The sequence below is a fragment of the Chelatococcus reniformis genome (assembly GCF_014640075.1).
Classification (GTDB): Bacteria; Pseudomonadota; Alphaproteobacteria; order Rhizobiales; family Beijerinckiaceae; genus Camelimonas; species Camelimonas reniformis.
Genome location: NZ_BMGG01000015.1, coordinates 1,060 through 23,855, shown reverse-complemented (window position 1 = coordinate 23,855; position 22,796 = coordinate 1,060). Strand labels below are relative to the sequence as shown.

Sequence of the window (22,796 nt, the reverse complement as noted above, 5' to 3'; positions counted from 1 at the left end):
GGTCGAAAACGGGGGGCATAGGGGCCTCATTTCTTTTCCTCAAGCGCACAGACACGTGCTCCGTTGTGGACTTGCCGGCCAGGAGCAACCGAAAATGGTCGCTGAGCGCGAGAGTTGAAAACTATCTCGCAATTTTTAGTCCAGCTCGCTCTCTATCCCAGACGTGTGAGATATCGCGCTCGGCCGCCTCGCGCAGCTTGTATTTCTCTACCTTGGCCGTCGATGTGCGTGGCAGAGATTCGACGAACTGTACATAGCGCGGAACCATATAATACGCCATCTCGCGGGCGCAGTACCTGATCAGCTCCTCCTCTCGAAGTGCATTGTTTTCTTTCAGCACGACGGAGGCCATGACCTCGTCCTCGCTCATCTCCGACTGGACGGCAAAGACCGCGACGTCGAGAATGGCGGGATGGCCAAGAATAATCTGCTCGACCTCGAATGAGGAGATGTTCTCGCCGCGGCGGCGAATGGCGTCCTTCTTCCGGTCGACGAAGTAAAGAAAGCCATCCTCATCGAGGTATCCGCGGTCACCGGTGTGGAACCAAAGGTTGCGCCATGCCATCACGGTTGCTTCGGGCATCCCGAAGTAGCCTTGGGCCGATGTCCAGGGACGCCGGGGACGCAGGCAAATTTCACCCACCTCGCCCCCCGGGACCTCGAAATCGTCGTCGTCAAGGATGGTGAGCTCGACATCCGGCTGCACCTTGCCAGCCGAAGCCCGCTTGGTAGGATGGTGGGTCGCATTGAGAAACGAAACGTAGCCGAAGTCCGTAAGCGCGTAGGCCGACAGGAGTTGCACCCCGAAGCGGCGGCTGAAAGCGTCAGAAAAAGCCGGCACAGGTATGATCATGCATTTGGTGGCGCCGTGGCTTCGATCCTCCTCGCTCTCAGGGAGCGACCACAGGATGTTGGCCATTGCCCCGAGCAGATTGAACTGTGTCGCGGCATATCGCTTGACGTCCGGGAAGAAGCCGGAGGACGAGAAGCGGCGACCGACCGCAACGCTGCAGCCCGTGAGCATCGGGATGAAGAGCGACCTCATGGCGTTGCCATGGAACAACGGAAGGCAGGAATACATAACCTCATCGGGACCGTAGTCGAAGGCGTCGGCGACAGCCTTCGCCATCGACAGGGCGTGCGAATGGGTCGATATGTTCGCCTTCGATGGGCCACTCGTGCCGGACGTGAAGGACAGATAAGCGATATCGTTGAAGCGAACCTTGACGTCCGGCTCCACGTCGGACGCTTCCATGACTCGATCGTGTGGGACGACGGTTAGCCCGGCGTACCGCAGCGGACTTACATCTGCCTCGCCGACGACGATGCAAGTCCGGACATTAATGCCGACCGGACTAAGTGCTGCAAGTTTGCCCACATAGGCCGCGTCGATCACGATAGCAGCACTTTCGGAGCGTCTGATATAGCCGGCCAAGAGCTCGCCTTTCGACGCCGTATTCAGGGGCACCGCCACAGCGCCGATCTTGCCCAGGCCAAAGTAGTACCAGGCTATTTCGGGGCAATTGTCGAGCAGCAGGGCGACACCCGCCCCCTTACCGAGCCCGAGCCGAAGCAATCCATTCGCAATCTTGTTGCTCAAGCGGTGCGCGTCGCCGAAACTGTAGCTCATGTTCTCGAAGCGCATATACACTTGATCGCCGCGCTCCCGAGCTTGACGGCGGACGACCGTCGCATAGTCGAACGCGCGAATATCGGACATCGGAATATTTCCCGGGTTCATTTGCTGAAGGGCGCAAGCACGTCGTGAAGCCGTAGATGCTTTGCGGGCGTGGGCGTCACAGCAACGCTTCCGCCCCGAAGAAGTCCGCATACCGCAGCCGCAGCGCCTGCTTTTGAATCTTTCCGTACGTGGCACGCGGCAGATCTTCGCATAAGATCACTGCTGCAACGCGCTGATATTTGGCGACCCGGCTGTTAGCCCACTCGCGAATATCGTTGGGATCAGTCGCCTCGCCCGCCTTCGGCACAATGATCGCTAGCGGCGCCTCGCCCCATTTTGGATGCGGCACGCCGATCACCGCCAGCTCCTCCACCGACGGATGACGCATGATGACGTCCTCAATGTCGATCGCATATATATTGATACCGCCGGACTTGATCATGTCCTTGATCCTGCCGACATAGTGCAGATGGCCATCCTGATCGATAAATCCGGCGTCACCGGAGCGGACAAACGTTCTTCCGCCTGGGCTAATCCATGTCGCGGCTCGCGTGAGGTCCTCTCGCTTGTAGTAGCCTTTCATAATACCGGGCCCATACGCCACGATCTCGCCCGTCTCGCCGTCGGGCAGTTCGTTTCCTGCTTCGCCGATGATTCTGAATTCATCGAGAAGATTCGGTTTGCCGACGGACTTGCGCGCGTGTTCGCCGACATCGTCCGGAAGCCTGATCGTCGCATAACCCTCCGACGCTCCATAGACCTCGCGAATCGTGACACCCGGGTACGACTTAAGCAGTCGCTCCTGAACCACTTCCGGCAGCGGTTGGCCGGCCGTAACGAAGACTTTAAGTGAGGAGAGATTATAGCGGCCGCCATCGGCCTGCAGCATGGCGATGTACTGTGCAGGCACCATAAAGGTGTGAGTCCCGCCCTCAGTCTCGATCGCACGCAGGATGTCCTCCGGCGTAAACTTCTTGAGGAGCACGATCTTCGCACCCCGCAGAATAGCGGGGAACATCGTGATCCAGGTTCCGGTCGCATAGATCGGTGTCGAGCAGATCGCGACCGAATTGCGATTGATCTCGGTTGAGAGCGAGAAAGCGAGAAAGTAGTAGAGCCGCGCCCCGTGAGTGTGCTCGATCCCCTTTGGCTCGCCCGTCGTGCCCGAGGAATAGATGATCGTCATCGTATCCTCCGGCCCGATACGCACACACGGCTCGGCATCCGAGTGCGCATCGAGCGCCGCTTCGCCATCCTCCCAACCCCGCGCGGCAAAACCAAATCCGAGATATAAGTCTTGCCGCACCTTCGTCAGCGTGGATCGCGCAGCGTCGACTAAGGCGTAGTTCAGGCCGTCCGACATCATCGCAACCGCGTCCGATGCGTCGGCAAGGCGTGCGAAGGCATCCTTATCGAGCATCGGGTTCAGCGGCACGATCACTGCGCCTGCTTTGATCGTGCCCCAAAAAGCGACGAAAGCCTCTATCGAATTCGACATCAGCGTGCAGACTTTATCGCCCTTGTGCACCCCGCGCGTAGTCAGCAGATTCGCGAGCCGGTTTACGCGTGCATTGAGGTCCTTCCAGGACAGTCGACGATCCTCACAGACCACTGCATCGGAGTTGGCATAAGCCCGCGCATTGTGGACGAGGATGTCACTGCTCAGACAATCAAATTCGTATCTCAGCATCTTCGCCCTTCTCAAGGTCTTCTCAACTAGTTTGGCCGGATCAACGCATTCCGGCCGCGACCCGGAGAACCTCGCCGGTGATCGCGTCGGATTGCGGTTCGAGAAAGAAGGCGATCGCTTCCGCCTGGTCGTGAGCGGTCGCAAGGTTCTTGAGCGCGGTATCGGCTATGTGGCGCTCGACATAGCCGGCATCGAACACCTCCTGGGGTAGGTCGCTCATAACCAATCCCGGAGCGACGCAGTTCAGTCGGATCCCCGCTGGACCGAGAAGAAGGCTCAGCCGGTGCGTCAGCGCGATCACGGCCGCTTTAGCAGCGCTGTAGGGGAAATCGCCCTGCTCGTTGCGGTTCGCGAAAGCGGCAAGAGAAGCGACATTAACGATCTTGCCGTAGGACTGCGCGGTGAAATGCGGCTCGACCGCTCGGCACATCAGAAAGACCGTATCGACGTTCAGCTCGAAGGTCCGTCGGAAATAATCAAGGCCAGTCCTGTTCAGCGGCCGGTCCACAGATTCGGCGTCCATTCCGACGATGCCGCCGACGACATTCGCAACGCCGTGTAGGGACGAGAAGGTTTCGAGACAGCAGGCGACGGCGGCGTTAACCTCGCCTTCGTCCTTGAGGTTCGCTCGAAAGGTTGCCAGCCGGCCGCTGCCCCCCGCCATACGCTCGGTGAGAATGTCCAGGCGGCGCTGACTGATATCCGTAGCGAGTATGTTTGCCCCCTTGCTCAGCAGACGCTCGACGGCAGCGCCGCCTATGGCTCCCGCCGCGCCGGTAATGATATAGGTTCGGGTCGCGTCACTCACTGTAGACATCCATTTTCTGATCGGATCGCGGGACAGTAATCCTTCGATGAAGCCGCTTGAGCATTCCGTCCTAGTAGTCGATCGCCAGTTTGCTGGTCCGGGCGCGCGAACAGCATGGAGCGACCCGCCTATTCTCATTGCGGTCGAGGTCGCTGAGGAAGGAATCGCGATGCTCAGGCATGCCGTCGATGACGTCGCAAACACAGGTGCCACAGATGCCTTCGCCGCAAGACGTCGGGATATGGACGCCTATACGCGCGGCGGCTTCCACCATGGTCTCGCCTGCTGCAACGGTGACTGTTGCGCCGGAGCGCGAGAGTTCAAGCTCGAAGGGGCGATCATCTTCAAACGTCCGGCCCCGAATAGGTCGGAAGCGCTCCAGGTGCAGGGCGCCGTCGGGCCATTCGCGGGCAAAAATCTGCACCGCGTCAAGAAGCTGCTCAGGTCCGCAGCAATATACGTTAGTATCCGGATCCCGGCGGCCGAGAAAGGCGTCGAGGTTGAGATGGCCGAGTTCGTCTGCCGGGCAGATCATGACCTTCGGCCCAAATTGCATCAGCTCGTCCAAGAATGCCATCGTCTCGCGGCGCCGTCCGCCATACAGCAGTTCCCAGCTCCTGCCGTGCGCCTCAAGGTCTCGCACCATGGCAATGATCGGCGTGATGCCGATTCCGCCTGCGACCAGCTTGGTATGCGCACCCTCGCGGAGCGGGAAATGGTTGCGGGGGCCGCGCACCTTCAGCCGCGCCTTCGGAACGGCGTTTCGATGCATCCAGACCGATCCACCCCGGCCAGCGGACTCGTATAGAACCGCGACAGTCCAGGTACCGCTATTTGCCGCTCCGCAGAGCGAAAATTGCCGCGTAATCCGTCCACCATCGATCTCAATGTCGATGTGCGCTCCGGGGGGCCAGTCTGGCAACGGGATGTCGCTCGCCGCAGCGAACTCAAACGACCGGACGCCCAGGGCCTCGTCCCGCACATGGCTGACAATTGCGTCGATCCAATCGAGCTCGTCCGGGTCGGCATGGAGCCCCTGATTGTTTGATGGAAGGGCGGTAAGATCGAGCCCTAGGTCAGTGTCGATGGTCACGGATAAGCGGCGCCTTCTAACGCTGGAACTGGATTCCACATCATTCTCAGTTCGGTCTAAGCACTCCTGACGGGACGCTCGGTCGACGCAAGGGGCGTTTGCTAATCATCGACTGCTCGCGCAACCTGGATCCCGCCATCCGCCTGATTGCGCCGCGCCCACGGATCCGCATCCCTTCGTCGACGGCGCTTGCCGTGTGGCTACGTCTCATATGCCGACATCCTGGCAAGCAAAGTCTGATCCGCCTTGGGGCACCACAATTCTGTCAGCAAAGCTCCCGTCTCGCGAGCATCAGGTAACTATCGTTCACATTCTTCGATCGCGGCCGATCGGGCGTGGGACTGAGCCGGCCCTCGAATGCAGACGGCGAGAACCCGGTTGAGCCGACCTTGGGTAGAACCCCCTGGCCGACATAGCCGCGTCCCGTCCACCCATAATCGGGCAGCGAGAAAATTTGTCAATGGACAACACGTCCGCCAATGGCGGAAATGCGTCAAGCGATGGCTGAGGCTTGGCGACAGCGCCGGCGCACTGATACAGTGCGCCCTCCCTCGATCGCGCTTTGGGTTACCGATGGAACGTGGACAACGGAGAATTCAGTCACTCGAGATAGGTGGAGAGCTCTTGCTCGCGCTCGCCAGAAGCCGGAAGGCGATGACGCTGAAGGACTTAGCGCGTGAGGCAGGGATGACGCCCGCAAAGGCGCATCCATACTTGGTAAGCTTCGGCAGGTTGCGGATTGTCGAACAAGATCCGGACTCCGGGAGATACGATCTAGGTCCGCAAGCGTTGCACATTGGACTAGCAGCGCTTCAGCGGTTAGATCCGTTACGAATCGCAAACGAGGAGGTCCGGAAGCTTTGCAGTGGCGCCGATCATTCCGGCGCCATTTCGGTTTGGGGCAATTTAGGTCCCGCAGCCGTTTCTGTCATAGAGGCTGACTATCCTCTGCATGTTGTGCTGAGGCCTGGAACCGTACTCTCTCTGTCGACAACCGCGACCGGGCGCGTGTTTGCTGCCTATATGCCCCGTTCAGTTGTACGGGCCGCGCTAAAATTTGAGAGCCATCGGTTCGGCGGCCAGCAACATCCTCCGTCACTGTCGGCCTTGGAGCGCGACGTCAGCGAAGTTCGGCGGCTTGGAGTCGCCAGCAACGTGGGCGCGACCACGCCCGGCGTAATAGCTCTCGGTGCGCCAGCTTTTGAACAGGACGGGACCGTTGCGTTGGCCATAGCGCTTGTCAAGCCAGGGGCGGCTTCGGATGCCAAACCAGAGGGCGATCTGGCGCGCAAGGTCATCGCTTGTGCGCAGCGAATATCGGAGAGGCTGGGCTATCGCCCCGCACCCCAGCAGGACTCCCTCTAGCAGGCTGTTGAAGAAGTGATGCGTTTGGCCTTGAGGATGGCCTCGTCGCCATTGTGGTAGGCGAAGGTGATCTCGATCGAGCCGTCGTCGAGCTGTTTGGGGAAGCCGTCACCGTTGACTTCATCCATTTCGTCGAAGCCGGCCCACGAGAAGAAGACCATGGAAGGGCTATAGCTGAGGTCGAGGGTGGCCTGCATCGCGCCGAAGGTGATTTCACCGTGGTTGTCGGCGCCGATGGTGATCGTGGCGGGACCGCACAGGTCGAGATATCCGCGATCCCACAGATCGGCTTCGACGATCCGCCATTGGCCGACGAGCGGATGCTCTGTGAAGGCCGTCATGCCGGCGCTGCGTCGAGCAGCTTGGGCAGCCGCACTAGGTTGTAGGCTGCGACCGTGAAGGTGAAGGCGCAGCCGACGCGGTCGCGGCCGCGGAACCGGGTCTTGCGCTGACCGGCGACCGTCTTGATCCAGCCGAACGTTTCCTCGATCCGCTTGCGGAGGCGCTGGCTGACCCCATAGCCGGCATGCCGGGTCGTGCGCCCGTCGATCGCCGAACGGCGCCCACTGGTGTTCTGCGCCACGTGGGGCGTGACGTTCATCGCGCGCAGATCGGTGACGAAGTCCTTCGTGTCATAGGCCTTGTCGGCGCCGAGCGTGATCGGCCGCGGCCGGTCCGCATACGGCTCGATCATGTGCAGGGCCGCCACCCGCTCGGCATACCCATCCGCCTAGGTCAGGCAGGCGTCGACCAGCAGGCCGTGACGGTTCTCCATCAGCCCGTGCCCAATGAAGCACAGCTTCGTCTCCTTGCCTCGCCCCTTGCGGTAGAGCCTAGCCTCCGGATCGGTGGTCGAGGCATGGGTCTCGTTCCTCCGCTTCTGCCCGTGGAAGTCGACCTCCACATTGCGCCCGCCACCCTCGGCCGGCGGCTCGCCCGATCCATCCTTCGGCTTGACGCTCTTCAGCGAGGCCCAGGCCTCGATCAGCGTGCCGTCGACCGAGAAATGGTCGCTCGACAGCAGCCGCTTCACCCGGGGTTGGGCCAGAACGGCGGCCAGGAACTTCGCCGCGATATCCCCCGCCAGCAGCCGGTCCCGGTTCTTTGAGAACACCGAATGATCCCAGGCCGGATCGTCGACGCCGATCCCGGCGAACCACCGGAACAGCAGATCATACTCCTGCCGCTCCATCAGCAGCCGTTCCGACCGGATCGAGTAGAACGCCTGCAACAGCAGCGCCCGGAGCAGCTTCTCCGGCGGGATCGATGGCCGCCCCAGCGGCGAGTACAGCGCTGCGAACTCACCCGCCAGCCCCGACAACACCTCGTTCACGACCTCCCGGATCGCCCGTAGCGGACGATCCCGCCGAACCCGCGCCTCCAGATCCACGTAGCTGAACAGCTCGCCCGTCCCGTGATCGCTGCCACGCACGCTACATTCCTCCTGTCCCCACGCAGCCAGTGAATCATCACAGAAACCCGAAGACGAGGAACTTCTTCAACACCCTGCTAGGGGACCTCGAACAACCGCCCGCTTTCGATCGGCTCCATCGCGCTCACGGCAAGCGGTTCGACGGCCGCGGACATCGCTCGCATCCGCGGCCGAGGTCATCATCAACCTTACTAAAAATGGCAGATCTGGAGAGCCCGCGTCCAATAAGGCGCCGTGGGATGCGTTCGCTTGGCAGATGATCCGGCCGATAGCCCGATTCGAATCCGCCAATGGCGGAGAAGTTCGCCAAAGGCGAACGAATCCGCTTGCCTCGGGTCATAGGGTGGCGTACCTATTTCAGCAGCATGCGCCGCAACGACGGCTCGTGTGGAAGAGGAAAGCGCAATGGATGTCGGCTTCACAATGATTTTCTCCAGCTATGGCTGGGAGGGGATGAGCGACCATCAGGTCTGGAGTGAGGAGATCAAGCTTGCGCGGCTTGCCGCCGACAGCGGCTTCGACGTGCTCTGGACGGCTGAACATCACTTCTTCAACTATTCGATGATCCCCGACAACATTCAGCTCATGACGCATCTCGCCGCGCTTTGCCCCAACGTCGACGTGGGGACGGCCGCGGTGATCTTGCCGTGGCATGATCCGCTGCGGGTTGCGGAGAATGCCGCTGTGCTGGACCTACTATCCGGCGGGCGTCTTCGACTTGGCCTGGGGCGTGGCCTGGCGCGCCGCGAATTTGAAGGTTTTCGCGTAAGCATGGACGAATCCCGAGCCCGGTTTGACGAAGCTGCTCCCATGATCGTGAGGGCGCTCGAGACCGGTATCATGGAGGGTAACGGGCCATTCTACAGACAGCCGCTTGTAGAACTGAGGCCGAAGCCACAGCACTCGTTCGATGGCCGGATCTACGCTGTAGCCTCGAGCGAAGACTCTATCGCGTCCGCGGCAAAGCTGGGAGCACGCATGATGATGTTTGCGGACCGACCATGGGAGCTTCGCGCGCCCGCGATCAATCGCGGACGGGAGCTCTATCAGCAGCTGCATAATAAATCTTTGCCTCCGCATCTGATCGCCGAGTATTGCGTGTGCGGAACGGATCTTGCTGCGACGGAGGAGCTAGCGCGGAAACATCAAGGTAAGTTCGTTGAAAGTAACTTCCACATGTACGAGCTATTGGGCGAGCACTTCAAGACCGTGAAGGGCTACGACAGCTATCAAGAAAAAGCGGAACTTGCGCGCAAGGGCGGCGGCTTGCCCGGAGCAATCGAAGGCTACATGAGAGCTTCGAGCTGGGGCACCCCGGACAAGATCCTCCGTGGGCTTGAAGAGCGTCGGCGGGTGATCGGCGACTTTGATTTCGCTGCCGGCTTTCGCTTTGGCGGCACGCCGTACGCTCTCGCCGAGGAGAGCCTGAAGCTATTCGCGAAGGAGGTGTTGCCCGTCTTAAAGACGTGGGGCCCCGCGAAAGCGACGAATGCGCCGACGTAGCCGCAAGTACAAGTATCCCTCTCTCGGTAGGTGATGCGGAGACACACCGTGTACATCCATCCCGACTCAGCGGCAGTGCTCGAATTTATGAGGCGCTCGGGCCGGCCGCCATTTGAAACGCTCACTCCAGAGCAGGCCCGCGCGACCTATATTGCCGCGCGCCATGCTCTGCAACCCTCAATGCCGGCGGTCGCCGAGGTGCGCGAGCTCGCAGCGCCAGGGCCAGCCGGAGAGATCGCGATGCGGCTCTTCCGCGGGGGCGGCACTCGACCGAGCGATCAGCTTCCGGTGCTCGTATACTTCCACGGGGGCGGATGGGTCGTCGGCAACCTCGACACACATGAGGTACCATGCGCTTGGATAGCGAATTTCGCCGAATGTGCAGTCGTTTCAGTCGACTACCGGCTGGCCCCGGATTGCAAGTTTCCAGCCGCTTTCGAGGATGCTTTTGCTGCGACAAAATGGGTTGCGGCGAACGGAACAACGCTGGGTGTTGACCCTTCGCGTGTTGCCGTCGGCGGCGACAGCGCCGGCGGCAATCTCGCGGCTGCGGTCGCGATTGCGGCGCGCGATGGCAGCGGGCCAGAACTCGGCTTCCAGTTGTTGATCTATCCGGCCGTCGACTTTACATGGGGGGGCGCGCCCGAAAAGGAGCTCACGACGGGCGTGCCGGTGACCACGGGCGGGCTCGACTATTTTCGCGATCATTATCTGAACGGCGTCGCCGACCGCAGCGACTGGCGTGCATCTCCGATGCTGGCAGAATCCCATGCTGGGCTGCCGCCTGCTTATGTCATGGCAGCTGGGGTTGATCCGATCCTCTCCGAGGGGAGGGCTTACGCATCCAAGCTCGAGCAAGCAGGCGTTCCAGTTACCTATCGGCTCGTTGAAGGCCAGTTGCACGGCTTTGTCACGATGGGCAAGTTCATCGGGGTCGCCGAGAGTGAGGTGGCACTAGCCGCCCTTCAGCTCAAAGCGAGGCTTCTGTGATCGTCGCATCGGCTCTGTAGCCTGCTGCGCCGGCTTAACGGCTGCATCCGCCTTGTAGGGGCGGCCGCGACGCACGCTTCGCTCATGATCGAGTTCGGCGGCTCAAAAGATAAAGGGAGGGCCAGGGAAATGAAAACCGTGCGGCGTGTGGCAAGCATGTTGCCGCTTTCGGCCATGTTGATCGCGGGTGCTGCGGTCGCTCAAGGAAAGTATGACCCGGGCGCGAGCGACACCGATATCAAGATTGGAATGACCGTGCCGCTGAGCGGTCCGGCGTCGGCCTACGGGTTGACGTGCGCGGCGACGCGAGCCTTTTTTTCGATGGTGAATGACCGTGGCGGGGTCAATGGCCGCAAACTCACGCTGCTATGCGAGGACGACGGCTTGTCGCCGCCCAAGGCTATCGAAAAGACGCGTAAGCTGGTCGAATCCGATAACGTCCTGTTCATATACAATTCGCAAGGAACGGCGGGTAATATTGCTGTACGCCGTTATCTGACGCAAAGACAAGTTCCGCAGATTCTGGCGAATTCCGGGGCAGTCACATTCGATATAGCGAGCGAGAATCCTTGGACGACAAAAGCTGTTCCGGCATATTACCTTGATGCGAAGCTGTTTGCGATCGACATTAAGCGGAGGAATGAAAATGCTAGGGTTGGAATTCTTTATCAAGCTGACGATTTTGGGCGTGATTATATTAGCGGATTAAAGGACGGCTTCGGAGCTGACGCCGCACGCTTCATAGTGAGCGAACAACCTTATCAGTTCGCCGATCCGACGGTCGACTCGCAGATCGTTAGCCTGCGAAATGCCGGGGTTGACGTTGTGGTTCTGGGCGCGCTGGCAAAGGCTTCCGCCCAGGCGATTCGAAAAATAGGAGAACTAGATTGGAAGCCGCAAATATACTTGAGTTGGACGTCGGGTTCAATTCCCCTCGTCCTTGCACCAGCGGGGCTCGAAAATGCCAAGGGAATTCTGACGCATACGGCTGTCAAAGACGTCACTGATCCCAAAGTGAGTGCTGATAGCGACGTCCGTGCCTATAGAGCTTTCATGGCCAGCTATCTGCCAAAGGAGGATGCTGAGAGTTTCACCTTCATTTACGCATATGCAACCAGCAGTATCTTAGTTGATATACTGAAAAGAGCTGGCGATGATCTGACGCGCCAGAACATCATGAAGATGGCAACCGATGTCGACATTTCCCCTCCTCTGTTTATGCCGGGGTTGAGGTTTAAAGTTACCGCCACTGAACGCAGCCCCTTCAAAGACTTTCCGATGGTTCGATTTGATGGCCGACGTTGGCAGCACGTTGAGAAGCCCCCAGGCCAATAGTTCGCGGCAGGCAGGTCCGTCTCGAGGCGTCGAATAAGAGGTGTTGCCATTTGTGCTCTGGGCGGAGGGAGCAGACGGCGACAGCCGCGAACCGCGACGCTAGACACCCTTTAAGTTGATCCAAGGGAGATAGCAAAGCATGCGATCGGGCTATCATCGACCCGCACCTGGACAGTCGATCTCATATGGAGTCCCCGCGAGGCAAGCTGTGCCGGATGCGATTCGGCAGCTGTGCTTAACTCGGGTTGTGCTCGTTACGAATCGCAGCCTGGCGAACTCAGGCGGTCTGATAGAAGGTATCCGAGCCGCGATCGGGGCGGCTTACTCGGGCGAGTTCGACGCGGTGCGCGCCCATGTTCCGCGCGAGAACGTTACGGGAATAGCGACGTTGTTGCGGGACACGGAGGCGGATGGTGTTGTTGGTCTCGGTGGAGGGTCAGTCTGCGACGCAATCAAAGCTGCGAGATTGTGCCTGGCAAATAATATTTTGGATCACCAGGAAATGGATAGATTGTTGCCGCCATTTCCTGCTGCCGACCCACGTCCGCCCTATATCATGATCCCGACCACTCTTTCGGCCGGCGAGTATACAAGTATAGCAGGTTTCACCAATGAAGCTGAGAGCCGTAAGCAGGGTTACTTTCACGCCGAAATCGCTCCAAGCATTGTCATTCTGGATGCTCGTATGACCCTCGCCACTCCGCCGCGACTTTGGCACGGCACGGGAATGCGTTCCATCGACCATATTGTGGAGACCTGGTGCTCGACAAACTCTACGCCGTTGAGCGATGCGACAACCCTTCACGCCGCGAGCCTCCTGCCGAACGCCCTTCTGGCCTCCAGGAAGGATCCGGACGACATGGCGTCGCGCTTGGATTGCCAAATAGGGGCATGGTTGGCCAGCCAGGGGATGGCGGCTGGGGTCAACATGGGGGCAAGCCATGGAATTGGACATGCGCTTGGTGGCGTGGCAGGCATGCCGCATGGAGAGACGTCATGCGTGATGCTGCCTCATGTATTGCGGTTCAACGCGTCGGCGAACAATGATCGGCAATCTGCGTTATTGGAGGCGATGGGCTCTAAAGAGGCGGCGCTTGATGATGCCGTTGCTCAGTTGGTCAGCGTCCTCGGATTGCCAGCGCGATTGAGGGATGCGGGAGTTAGGCGGGATAACCTCCCGCATATCGCTGAGGTCGCCTTGCGCGACGCTTGGGTGCAAGCTAACCCAAGGCCAATTCCGGATGTACAGACGCTCGGCGCGCTGCTGGAATGCGCCTGGTAGTCAGGGGAGGGGGCAGCTTCTCGCGGCGAGCACAGTGCTCTGTTCGCAGCTGCGGAAGAGTCGTCTGTGAAGAACGCTCAAGCGGTTGATATCACGCAAGGATCTGGCATTCTCAAGTATTTGGACTTGCCGATTTTGGCCTGACGGACGGCAGTTTTCTTGCAATTTGCGCTGGCCGCATGGTCGTGATTCTATCGCTGTCACAGGCAGGGATGGGGAGGCTTCGATGCGGCCAAGAGAGCCAGTCGACGGTGGTCAACGCGATCTGTTCCGGGCACGGCTGGACCAGATCATCGCGCTCGATCACCCGCGGGTGCGGCTGGCGCGGTCGATCGATTGGGGCCTCCTGGAACGCAGCTTCGGCACGGCCTATACCGACGCCCCGGGCCGGCCGCCGCTCTCCACCCGGTTGATGGCCGGCCTCGCCATCCTCAAGCACATGCACGACCTGTCGGATAAGGCGCTGTGCGAGCGCTGGGTCGAGAACCTCTATTTCCAGTTCTTCTGCGGCGAGGCGTTTTTCCAGCACGAGTTGCCCTTCGATCGCTCCTCGCTGACCCGCTGGCGTCAACGTATGGGCGAGGACCGGTTGACGGCGCTCGTCCAGGAGAGCCTGGCGGTCGCGGTCAAGACCCGCGCGGCCAAGCCGACCGACTTCACCCGCGTCATCGTCGACACCACGGTGCAGGAGAAGGCGATCAGCTTCCCGACCGACGCCCTGCTGATGCACCGAGCCCGCGAGCGGCTGGTGCGCCTGGCCAAGACGGCCGGCGTCGATCTGCTCCGCCCTTTTCCATGAGCTCGACCCCGATCCCATAGCCCGGGCCAATGGAGATGATGCCGGTGAGGATCCAGAACAGTCCGAAGACGGCAAAGATGAGCGGCTTCAAAAGGAATAGGCGGGCGAACCAGCGTTCCTGGACCGACGCAGGCTCGACCGCGAGGGCGAGGCCGAGCGAGCGCGGCACGATCCCGGTCGCTTGCGTCCAGTTCCCCGGATCGCCCTCGGCGCCGCGGACCATTTCGCGGCGGCCAGTCGACCCGATAGGGGCCCGCCAACCGAGCCAACCGGCCAAATCGCCAAGCCGCCAGGCGACCGCCATGATCGGTGAAGGTAGGCTGATCACTCTGGCCGGGCGCCAGCCAAGCCATGCACGGTACTGGGCGACCACGCTCTCGAACCGCATCGGCTCAGGGCCCGGCAAATCGAGAGCCAAGCGCGTCGGAGCGTCGGGCTGCAACATCCGAATGACGGTCTCTACGACGTCGTCGAGCTGGACGACAGAGATCGGACCTGCGCCATCCATCCGCGGCAGAACAGGCAGGCTGGCCAACCCGCGGAACAATGCGCTCCCGCCATAGCCCGCGCGCCCCACCACGACCGATGGCCTCAGGATCACCCAGTCGAGGCCAGTCGCCATGAGTTGGCGCTCGGCCTCTGATGCGGCGCACCCCCGCGCGCTCGGCAGCCGCATAAAGGGCGCGCGGGGCTTCGACATGAACGGCCAAGGTCGAGTCGCGCGCGCTGTCCTGGAGCACGCCCGCGCAGTTGACGACGGCCGTAATGCCGATGAGGTGCGGCAGCCAATGCTCCACGCTGGTGGCGGTGCGAAGGTCGAGCTGGAGAACGCGATCCGCGCTCAGCCGCTGAAGCGCCGACCCGCGCGACCGTGAAACAGCAACCACCTCCGTCCCTTGGTCGCGGAGCCGGGCGAACACGGCGGCCCCGAGCAGTCCGGTCGCACCCAGCAAGAGTATCGAGCCCCTGGGCGATGGCGAACGGCGGTCAAGGTCGAGCGTCACGTCGCGCCTCTCGCTTATCGAACTGCGACGGTGCGGACGACTACACTCCGCCAAGGTCCTGGTGCTGCGATTGCTCCAGAGAGCAACGAATGATGTTGCGCCGTCGGAGTTCGCAACTCAGCGGGTGATTCTCTGCGGGAGGCGCGGAAGCTCAGCGCACGACGCTGCGCGGGATACGTCAACAGATAGCTTACATCGGACAGCAAGCAAGGTCGCAGGACCGACGTCTCATGTGACGTCGCATCCTGGAACCAACGGCATGCGCCTCACTTTCCTGATTCCCTGCTGAGGAGAGGCCACATGCCAAACGCGACACTGAAAGACCTGCTTTTGCACCAACTCAAGGACACCTATGGCGCCGAGCAAGCCATCGTGAAAGCGCTGCCGAAAATGGCGGCGGCAGCGCAGTCGGATGAGCTTCGGGGGGCCTTCGGGGTCCACCTGGAGGAAACGAAGGAGCAGGTCACCCGGCTGGAAAAGGTTTTCAAAGCGCTCGGCGAGAAGCCCGAAGCCCTTGAATGCAAAGCTATGAGCGGGATTCTCGCCGAGGGTGAGGAAGTTATCAAGGAGTTCAAGGGGTCTCCGGCGCTCGACGCCGGCCTTATCGCCGCGGCCCAAGCTGTTGAACACTACGAGATCACCCGCTACGGCACGCTCCTGGCTTGGGCAAAGCAGCTTGGCTTGAGTGATGCGGAAGGACCACTCAAAGAGACGTTGATCGAAGAGGAGAACACCGACAGCATCCTCTCGGAATTGGCGGAGGAGATGGTCAACGCACAGGCAGCCTGAACCGAAGCGGCCCGCTGCAATTGCTCGCCGTCCTCAAAGGATCAGGGCGGCGAGCCGGCGGCGCTGCCGGGGGCAGAGCTATCGCTCCTCCAGGGGTTTGATGCCCTCGGCCAGCTTGTCCAAGCTCACGGTCTCCTCCGGCCTTACCGGCGCTGCCTCCTCGGTCTCTTCGGGACGAACCTCGCCGAGAGCTCCAGAGACGCGCTTGGCGCGGTCGTTGAACTCCTTCATTGATATGGCTGGCGCGGATCCGGGTACGTTTGTCATCGTGGCCTCCGTGGGATGAAGGAACCGCGAAACCGGCGGTACGGCTCCTTGTTCCCGCCTGCCAATCAGACTTGCTCCAGCACGCGCTTGACCTGAGCAGCCGACCAGGCGCCACCGCGGGCCGCGGGGATCTGCCGTTGATTGAGGCCGTCCGCCAGATGCCGCAGCGACGTGGCCCCGTTGGTGCGCAAGTCGGCAATGATCTGGCGCAAATCACCGGCCCGCGCCCGTGCGGTAGCCGTCTGCGTCTCCCGGCCCAGGCGCCGCCCCTAGTCATGCTTCCGCAGGTTTTTGCCGAGTTGCCAAGCTTGACGCCCCGCGCCTTTGCAGCGGGAGCGCCGCCTTGGTGCGGGCGGGAAATCATCTTCCTCGCGGCCTGGGCTACCACCGCCATGATGCCGACGGCCATTTCGTTCGCCTCGGGCATGCCGACGCCACGAACCTCACCCCTGCCTTTTGCAGCCCGAGCAGGAAATGCGCGTCACGTGATGACGAGCGTTGCGCCATGGATCCGGCAGAGCGCCATCGCGTCGGCGAGCTTCGGCCGCGCGCTCCTTCGCCGCTCTCGATTTCCACGAACTCGGCCAGCAGCGACCAGCTGCCCCCGCTCAGGAAGTCGGAGACGCCCCGGCGCATCGGGTAGTTCGATCACCATTCGCATTGTCACGTCCTCCTTGGGGCACTCCGTAGCATGGCGCTCGCAAGGGCCTGTAGGCCCGCGGTTTTCATCGGCCATGGCTTGCTCCTGCGTTGACGTGGGACCGTTCTATCTAGGGGCCCGGGGAGGGACGGCTAGGGTGGCGGTAGCCTGAGCAAAACCATCGCCGGCGACTGTTTTGAAAACCGTGGGCGCCCATGGTTCGGCAACCTGCCGCAAAAGTATGGGCGCCCTCACTTTTGCCCCGTCTCCGCCACCACGACCCAGCCCCCTTCTCGACTGGGACATTCCAAAGCCTAGTCGTCCTCGTCGGGAATGTTGAGAACGGTCCCGCATGCCTTGCAGCACACCGCGTCCTGATCGTGCCGTTGAAGGGCGCAGGTCGGGCAGGGGAAGCGAACCTTGTGTGGCCTGAACAGCACCTGCGCCAACCTAAGGAAGAGGGTGACGCCGCAGATCATCACGACCACCGAGATGACCCTGCCCGTGGTTCCCGGCAACGTGATGTCGCCGTAGCCGGTTGTCGTGAGCGACGTCACCGTGAAGTAGAGCGCGTCCACGTAATGCCTGATCGCCGGGTTCGACTGATGCTGGGTCGCGTAGACGATGCCAGTCATCACGAAGAGGAAGACCGAGAGGTTCGTTACCGCGACAATGACGTCCTCGTTGCGCCGGAAGAACGTACTGTCGGCACGAAGGCGCTGCACCACGTTGTAGGTTCGCAAGAGCCGCAGCGTCCGCAGGATGCGGAGGAACCCCGCCCCGTGTCCGAGCACGGGCGCCAGGAACGCAACGATGGCGATAATGTCGGCCCAGGTCGAAGGCCGGAGGAACTCGCGGATCCGTTTGTCGCTGATGTACAGCCTCGCGAGGAAGTCGCTCAGGACGATCAGCCCGATGATCACGTCCAGCACGATGATGAGCGGCGTCAACGGCCAGAAAGACGACGCAATCACGAAGAGGATGGTCGCGAGATCAAAGGCGAGGAGCGCGTAGCGGAACCGGTAAGCCTGTTTGCTGTCGCCGTCGTACAGCTCCTTCAGCTTGGCGACGAGACTGGTCATCGCTCACCCCAGCGACGGATACGCAACCTAGAAGGCGGCGACGAGGACACCCCGTCGATCCGGCGCCATGCGAACCGTTCCTGCAAGGGTCGGACCCTGCGCTCCGCCCGCCGGCCGTCGTCGAACTTCCGCGCAACCCGCCATCCCATGCGACGACGATAGGTCGATCCCGCCGCCTTGGCGAGGGTCGGTCGTCGTCACCATCCGTCCGTAGTAGACTCGTCCAGCTATCCCGTAGGCCAACTGCGCCGCCTCGACCTCCTTCAGACGCCATGCGAGCCGCCGCAGTATCCCGTCACCCTTGACCCGTTCGCGGACAATCGCGGGCCCGGCGAGGCTGGAGCCGCGCGGAAAGGCCGTCGCCTCAGCCTCTCTCTCTGATTTTTTCGGGTGTGACAGGTGTTACGGGTGTGACAGGCAGCTTTCCCAGGCCGAGTACGATCGAGTGCCGGGTCAGGGCTCGTCGGCATTGATCAGCTGGGAAGCCGTGCCAGTTCCTCGACGGCGCACGCCACTGCCTCCGGGGCGAAATGGTGCAGCATGTGGCCAAGGCCATCCAACCACTCAATAGATGCAGCTGGCATCAGGTGGGGCAGCTTCGCGCCATGTAGATGATTGTTCACAACCAGATCGTGCGTTCCAGCCAGAACGCGCACAGGGACTGACGAGGTCATATAAGCGAGGTCATTGAACATCTGCGCCGGGATAGCCCCGACAGCATCCTCGCCGGTAGCGATCATGGCGCCATCCTGTGCTGCGAGCTCGAATGGAAACAGGGCAGCGAACCCCGGTGGGACCTGTTGGGGCAAGAACATTGAGCGCCACAGTATCCTGAGCAGTCGATCCTGTAACGCCCGCGTCACCGAGAGTGACTGTATGAAGTCACCCCACAAGGGTGGAGCTAGAGGACCAAAGAGAAGCTGCTCAAGCCGTGGCTCAGTGCTGACGATTGGAGCGAGCGCGACCACCCCCGTTGTATGGGCCGGATAAAGAATGGCATGCGCGAGCGCCACGGCGCCCCCGAACGAATGTCCAACGATTATTGGGCGAAGGATCCCCAGTTCCTCGCACGCCGCCCGAACAGCTCTCGCCTGAGCCCACGAGCTCGCTTCCGTCAGCCTTGCTCGCCTGCTGAAGCCGTGCCCGGGGCGGTCGAACGCTATCGTGCGAAACTGCCGGCTGAGCAGGGGCATGATACTCAGGACCATGTCGTCCAGCGCAACAAGCGCGCCGTGTATCAGCACGACCGGCGGGCCGCGACCAGCTTCCACGTATGCCAGTCGTGTGGTGAAGCGACGCCCAGTTCGATCGGGCAATGCGCGGGAGTAGCTCCGTTGCGCCAAATTCTCTTGCAATTTTGCTCCACCGCATATGGTCGGCCTCGCTGGATACGCGCGGCGAGGGATGTTGTTCCTCGCCTTTGTGGCCTGATCGAGAGCACAGCGCCTGTGTCCCGCCGCGTGCGGGTGGCTCCTTCATGCTGAGGGCCTAGCGGTCGCGTCCGGTTACCGAGGCCCACGCGAGCCCGAACATTTAGCCGAGCCATACGTATCCGACGTGGCCCGCCCGATAGCTTGACCGCGAAACGGAGATGGCCCGGCCAAAGCTGAGCCATCTCTCTCTGCGGACGCTACTTCGCTTAACGGTAACTGGCGCGCTCGCGCTCGATCTCCGCTGGTGTGTAGGGAGAGGCTTCAGGATCGAACCTGGACCACCCTGCCTTTCGGTAAGTCTCGCCCCTTTGAACCGGGTCGACGACGTTATTGCGTTGGAGAATTGCTCGGGTTGCCGACGCCTGCTCGTCGTTTACGCGTGCCGAAACCAGAGTCCCGCCACGACGCACGCCTTCTGCGTAAACATTGGCTTCGTTCTCTGGGACGCCGGAATCGGTCAATGCTCCAATCAGGCCACCAGCCGCACCGCCGACGGCTCCCCCCGTTAGGGCTCCTGCCGCGGTCGACGCGAGCCAGCCTGCGGCGACGACTGGACCAATCCCCGGGATGGCCAGCATGCCGAGGCCCGCCAACAAGCCTCCCGCTCCACCGATTACAGCACCGATGCCCGCGCCCTTTGCAGCATCCTCACCTGTATCGCTCTCTCGCACTCGATCGTCAGCGGCTCCCTCGCCGTGATTGGCGACCAAGCTGATGTCACTGTGCGGCACGCCCTCTGCCTCAAGTTGTTCTACCGCAGAGCGAGCCGCATCGTAAGAATCAAAGAGACCGGTTATGGTTTGTTTCATGATAATCCCCATCTGTTGAGTTTAATGTTACTTGGCGACGACGTTTCCCTGATAGTCGAGAGCAACTTGGTGGGTTTTTCCATCTTTCGATGCGGCCCCTCTCCAGATCCCATCATCCCCTTTCTTCAGGCTCATAACTTCATTGTAGCCTTTCGCCTCAATTCTGCTCTTGGCCTGGGCTTCGGTGAAGCTGTTGGCGCCGGGAGCGGGCGCCCCCGGATTGTTGCCCTCTTTGGCGGAGACAGCCGGGTTAGAAGGCGCATTGGGATTTTGCGCCGGGGCGGTCTGTGAGAGTGCGCTGCTGGCCAACCCGATGGCGCAGATGCTCAGAATCATCATTTTCATTGCGATATCCCTTACCTACGGCGCGAGGGTAAGAAGGCCGGGAAGCGTTTGTTCCAGGTAGTCACCACTTTGATGGCCACGATGCGCAATACATGGGCGTATTTGGGAGGCTGGCGCCGCCGGAGAGGCCGTGATTTGGCTTTGGAACAGCAGTTTCGCCTACTGGCGCTGGCGACGGTGGGGTGAGCAAAACCTGCAATCGGTGGGGCGCACAGCGATGTGTTCTATAAATGTTCTATACCCGCTGCCCACTTTGGGACACCACGTCGGCGTACCCGCACCTCGAGACCCCGTTCGCCTGCCGCCTTTGCCCTCGCGGCGGCGCCTCCAGGCGCGGCCTGCGTCGCGCGATTCGGGTCCAACGCCACGTTGGGGGAACAGCTCTATCGGTTCATCCGCCGCTGGCCAAACAGCCCTTATGATCTGCGCCGAAAGCCGCAGAAGTACGGCCGCAACTGCGCGGCACGTATCGAGAGTCTGGACCCGAACGCCCCGACCTACATCCCGTCGATGCTGGTGCTGGAGATCCAACAGAGCCTCCGGGGGAAGAGCTACCTCGGGCCTTGACCATCGGCCGAGGTGATTGGGCGGCCGCCCGCAGACCGAGGCGCAATCGAGCCATTGATGCGCCGATCGGCGGCGGCGTCCTGCGCAACCAGGCGCGTCGCGTCACTTCCGCCCGCAGCTTTTCGCGAAGAGCGATGTGCCTCTCCTGGATCAGCTCCAGCTCTCTGAGGATCTCCCGCGGGAAGGCAGATGGCTGGCCGCGCGCTTCAAGGTCGGCGATGAGCTCTCGTTGCCGCGGAAGCTGGGTGTCGCCGATCTCGATGTCGATATCCACGCGCGCAAGTAGTTCTTGTTTGGCACGTTCGCCTCTTTGCGAGACCAGCCAGGCCGGGGCGGGGAAAGCGGAGTTCACTGGCAGCTATGGCGCCGCAAGGTTCTATGTTCCCACAGTTGGGGCTCGCCTACCAGCGTGAAGCGCTCGGGCTGGAGTCTTCGCGGCGGAAGGCACGAGCTTCGGGCGCCTGCTGGACGACGTTCGATTTGAGCCAGCGGCGCACCTGCTGGGCAGCACGACGATGAGCGCAGATGAGATCGGTGCCGCCGTGAACCTCGCAGATGCGAGCGCCTGGCATGTCACCCACCCAGTGGCGTCTCCGCCATTCCGAGCAGCGCGTGCCCCTGATGGCTGAAGCGGGCAGTGCCAGGTTTCGACCGTCGAGGAGGCGAGCGACCTGGCGCAAGTACGTCGTGCGCCGCGGCCGCTAAGTCGGCGTCGCGGATCAGGCGGCCCCCGCACCGCGAGGTGACCGCGGCTTTGCCGTTCAGCAGCGGGTTCATTCAGCGCTGTTGCCCTCGACGGCGGCGACCGTTTGGTTCGCTCAGCCCTTGCCCTGCTGCCTTATCGTGTTGAGCAGCTCGATGTGCTCCTTGATCTGACCGCGAGCCAGCTTGGCAATCCCCGCGTGTGACGGGTTCTTGCCTGATTTGATGTACTCCTCTTGGATGGCGAGTAGGTTGTTGTGCCCGTCAAGCTGAAGCCTGATATACGCGGCGTCGAACTCGGCTCCGGAGTATTTGGCCAGCTCGCCCACCTCATCAGGTTGGCCGGCTGGCGGAGCCGACGTCGCAGCAGGGCTTGCCACCCGAAGAACGTCGGCCAGCGTCTCTTGCTCCGCAACCTCGAACTGAGCGAATTTCTTCACCCACGCATGCTGGGCCTTCTGAAGCGCAATCCGGCTCGTTTCAAGAGCGAGCTTTCCGGTGGCGAGTGTGTCGCGGACATGTTTTTCCTCCATTGATCCGATCGGGCTTGCCGTAGGCGGCGCTGCATATGCAACAGAGACAATCGGCAGTACACCTGCGGCTGCCAGAATAAGCGCGCGTCTTTGCATGGGATGCTCCAATCCATGGGAGTCGGACATAAAAATTGCCCTGAGAAGGACGTTCGGTTACTTGCTCGAGATTAGCGGTCGTGCTGCATACTATCAGCGGACGCTAAGTCAACGAGCTGACATAGGTCAATTCGAGGACTGCGCAAATTCTGAACGTCTCGTCATGACGGTCCACAGCCTGCATTTCAGAAAGCAACTCGGAACCATTGGTCCTAATGACCGTACTAGCGACTGAGCCGTAGGCGGTTTCAAAATTGAAGTAGGCCACGGTCCAACCTGCTAAATTGGCCGGGCCGGGGTTCGAGTCGCTCATCGGTCAGCTTGCATGCCATGCGAACGCAATGACAAATACTTCGTCGTCAGCGCGGGAAGGTTGCTGCCAATCCAGTCGGCCATCGCTTGCTCCTCGTTGAGAGACTGAGTAAGCAACGGGGTCGCGAACGCGAACGCTCCCGCTTCCGCTACGGTCAACAGGCTCCGGTAGCTGGCAACTTCGTAGTTCTCAAAGGCAAAGTTCGCGAGAGAGTTTTTGATGATCTCGTCGTCCGCTG

20 protein-coding genes and 2 pseudogenes are annotated in these 22,796 nt (G+C 61.3%); 7 read left to right on the top strand and 15 right to left on the bottom strand.

Annotation, left to right across the window (positions count from 1 at the left end; translation table 11 throughout):
- Window positions 1–121 precede the first annotated feature (121 nt).
- The 4 genes from IEW34_RS29475 to IEW34_RS29460 form a co-directional block, all read right to left on the bottom strand.
- Entirely contained in the window at window positions 122–1,720 is a 1,599-nt protein-coding gene (locus IEW34_RS29475) for an AMP-binding protein (RefSeq protein ID WP_188612836.1), read from the bottom strand.
- A gap of 76 nt (window positions 1,721–1,796) precedes the next feature.
- Entirely contained in the window at window positions 1,797–3,371 is a 1,575-nt protein-coding gene (locus IEW34_RS29470; protein WP_188612835.1) for a class I adenylate-forming enzyme family protein, read from the bottom strand.
- A gap of 40 nt (window positions 3,372–3,411) precedes the next feature.
- On the bottom strand, window positions 3,412–4,179 hold the full coding sequence (locus IEW34_RS29465; RefSeq protein ID WP_210324624.1) for an SDR family oxidoreductase: 768 nt from the start codon (window positions 4,177–4,179) through the stop codon (window positions 3,412–3,414).
- A gap of 70 nt (window positions 4,180–4,249) precedes the next feature.
- Window positions 4,250–5,272, bottom strand: coding sequence for a PDR/VanB family oxidoreductase (locus tag IEW34_RS29460; protein WP_188612833.1), 1,023 nt, complete (start codon window positions 5,270–5,272; stop codon window positions 4,250–4,252).
- 357 nt (window positions 5,273–5,629) lie between these two features.
- Between IEW34_RS29460 and IEW34_RS31195 the strand changes: the two genes are divergently transcribed.
- Window positions 5,630–6,637 (top strand): IclR family transcriptional regulator, encoded by a 1,008-nt coding sequence (locus IEW34_RS31195; protein ID WP_373288358.1) that lies wholly within the window; start codon window positions 5,630–5,632, stop codon window positions 6,635–6,637.
- Here IEW34_RS31195 and IEW34_RS29450 read toward each other — a convergent pair.
- Together IEW34_RS29450 and IEW34_RS29445 are read right to left on the bottom strand one after the other, a co-directional pair.
- On the bottom strand, window positions 6,634–6,978 hold the full coding sequence (locus tag IEW34_RS29450) for a hypothetical protein (RefSeq protein ID WP_188612831.1): 345 nt from the start codon (window positions 6,976–6,978) through the stop codon (window positions 6,634–6,636). The genes IEW34_RS31195 and IEW34_RS29450 overlap by 4 nt on opposite strands.
- A pseudogene (locus tag IEW34_RS29445) lies at window positions 6,975–8,069 on the bottom strand (IS5 family transposase). Before IEW34_RS29445 ends, IEW34_RS29450 begins: the two are co-directional and overlap by 4 nt.
- 405 nt (window positions 8,070–8,474) lie before the next feature.
- On the opposite strand from IEW34_RS29445, the gene IEW34_RS29440 reads away from it, so the two are divergent.
- From IEW34_RS29440 to IEW34_RS29420, 5 genes and pseudogenes are all read left to right on the top strand, one after another.
- Window positions 8,475–9,572, top strand: a complete 1,098-nt coding sequence (locus IEW34_RS29440; protein WP_188612830.1) for an LLM class flavin-dependent oxidoreductase — start codon at window positions 8,475–8,477, stop codon at window positions 9,570–9,572.
- A gap of 87 nt (window positions 9,573–9,659) precedes the next feature.
- A complete protein-coding gene (locus IEW34_RS29435) occupies window positions 9,660–10,562 on the top strand; it encodes an alpha/beta hydrolase (RefSeq protein ID WP_444542167.1) in 903 nt (300 codons plus the stop codon).
- A gap of 84 nt (window positions 10,563–10,646) precedes the next feature.
- Window positions 10,647–11,897 carry an ABC transporter substrate-binding protein gene (locus IEW34_RS29430; RefSeq protein WP_210324622.1) on the top strand — a complete coding sequence of 417 codons (1,251 nt, stop codon included), beginning with the start codon at window positions 10,647–10,649 and terminating at the stop codon, window positions 11,895–11,897.
- Between the two features lie 139 nt (window positions 11,898–12,036).
- The gene (locus IEW34_RS29425; protein ID WP_280516350.1) at window positions 12,037–13,179 is read left to right on the top strand and encodes an iron-containing alcohol dehydrogenase; all 1,143 of its coding nucleotides are present in this window, start codon (window positions 12,037–12,039) and stop codon (window positions 13,177–13,179) included.
- A gap of 226 nt (window positions 13,180–13,405) precedes the next feature.
- Window positions 13,406–13,972: pseudogene (locus IEW34_RS29420) on the top strand (transposase); the annotation flags it as partial.
- Between the two features lie 398 nt (window positions 13,973–14,370).
- Here IEW34_RS29420 and IEW34_RS31190 read toward each other — a convergent pair.
- A complete protein-coding gene (locus tag IEW34_RS31190; RefSeq protein ID WP_188612827.1) occupies window positions 14,371–14,982 on the bottom strand; it encodes an NAD-dependent epimerase/dehydratase family protein in 612 nt (203 codons plus the stop codon).
- Window positions 14,983–15,282: 300 nt separating this feature from the next.
- Here IEW34_RS31190 and IEW34_RS29410 point away from each other — a divergent pair, with 300 nt between their 5' ends.
- Window positions 15,283–15,771, top strand: coding sequence for a YciE/YciF ferroxidase family protein (locus IEW34_RS29410; protein ID WP_188612826.1), 489 nt, complete (start codon window positions 15,283–15,285; stop codon window positions 15,769–15,771).
- A 78-nt stretch (window positions 15,772–15,849) separates the two neighbouring features.
- Here the strand turns inward: IEW34_RS29410 and IEW34_RS29405 are convergent, their stop codons facing one another.
- The 8 genes from IEW34_RS29405 to IEW34_RS30840 form a co-directional block, all read right to left on the bottom strand.
- Window positions 15,850–16,038, bottom strand: coding sequence for a hypothetical protein (locus IEW34_RS29405; RefSeq protein ID WP_188612825.1), 189 nt, complete (start codon window positions 16,036–16,038; stop codon window positions 15,850–15,852).
- Between the two features lie 65 nt (window positions 16,039–16,103).
- Entirely contained in the window at window positions 16,104–16,250 is a 147-nt protein-coding gene (locus IEW34_RS29400) for a recombinase family protein (RefSeq protein WP_188612824.1), read from the bottom strand.
- 742 nt (window positions 16,251–16,992) lie between these two features.
- Entirely contained in the window at window positions 16,993–17,760 is a 768-nt protein-coding gene (locus tag IEW34_RS29395) for a potassium channel family protein (protein ID WP_188612823.1), read from the bottom strand.
- Window positions 17,761–18,233: 473 nt separating this feature from the next.
- Entirely contained in the window at window positions 18,234–19,004 is a 771-nt protein-coding gene (locus tag IEW34_RS29390) for an alpha/beta fold hydrolase (protein WP_280516351.1), read from the bottom strand.
- Window positions 19,005–19,399: 395 nt separating this feature from the next.
- Window positions 19,400–20,002, bottom strand: a complete 603-nt coding sequence (locus tag IEW34_RS29385) for a general stress protein (protein WP_188612821.1) — start codon at window positions 20,000–20,002, stop codon at window positions 19,400–19,402.
- A 27-nt stretch (window positions 20,003–20,029) separates the two neighbouring features.
- A complete protein-coding gene (locus IEW34_RS29380; protein ID WP_188612820.1) occupies window positions 20,030–20,347 on the bottom strand; it encodes a PepSY domain-containing protein in 318 nt (105 codons plus the stop codon).
- A gap of 1,385 nt (window positions 20,348–21,732) precedes the next feature.
- Window positions 21,733–22,245: a DUF4142 domain-containing protein gene (locus IEW34_RS29375; RefSeq protein WP_188612819.1), complete on the bottom strand. Its 513-nt coding sequence runs from the start codon at window positions 22,243–22,245 to the stop codon at window positions 21,733–21,735.
- A 309-nt stretch (window positions 22,246–22,554) separates the two neighbouring features.
- Window positions 22,555–22,796: DUF892 family protein (locus tag IEW34_RS30840; protein ID WP_244642305.1), on the bottom strand; the 242-nt coding region annotated here is incomplete at its 5' end.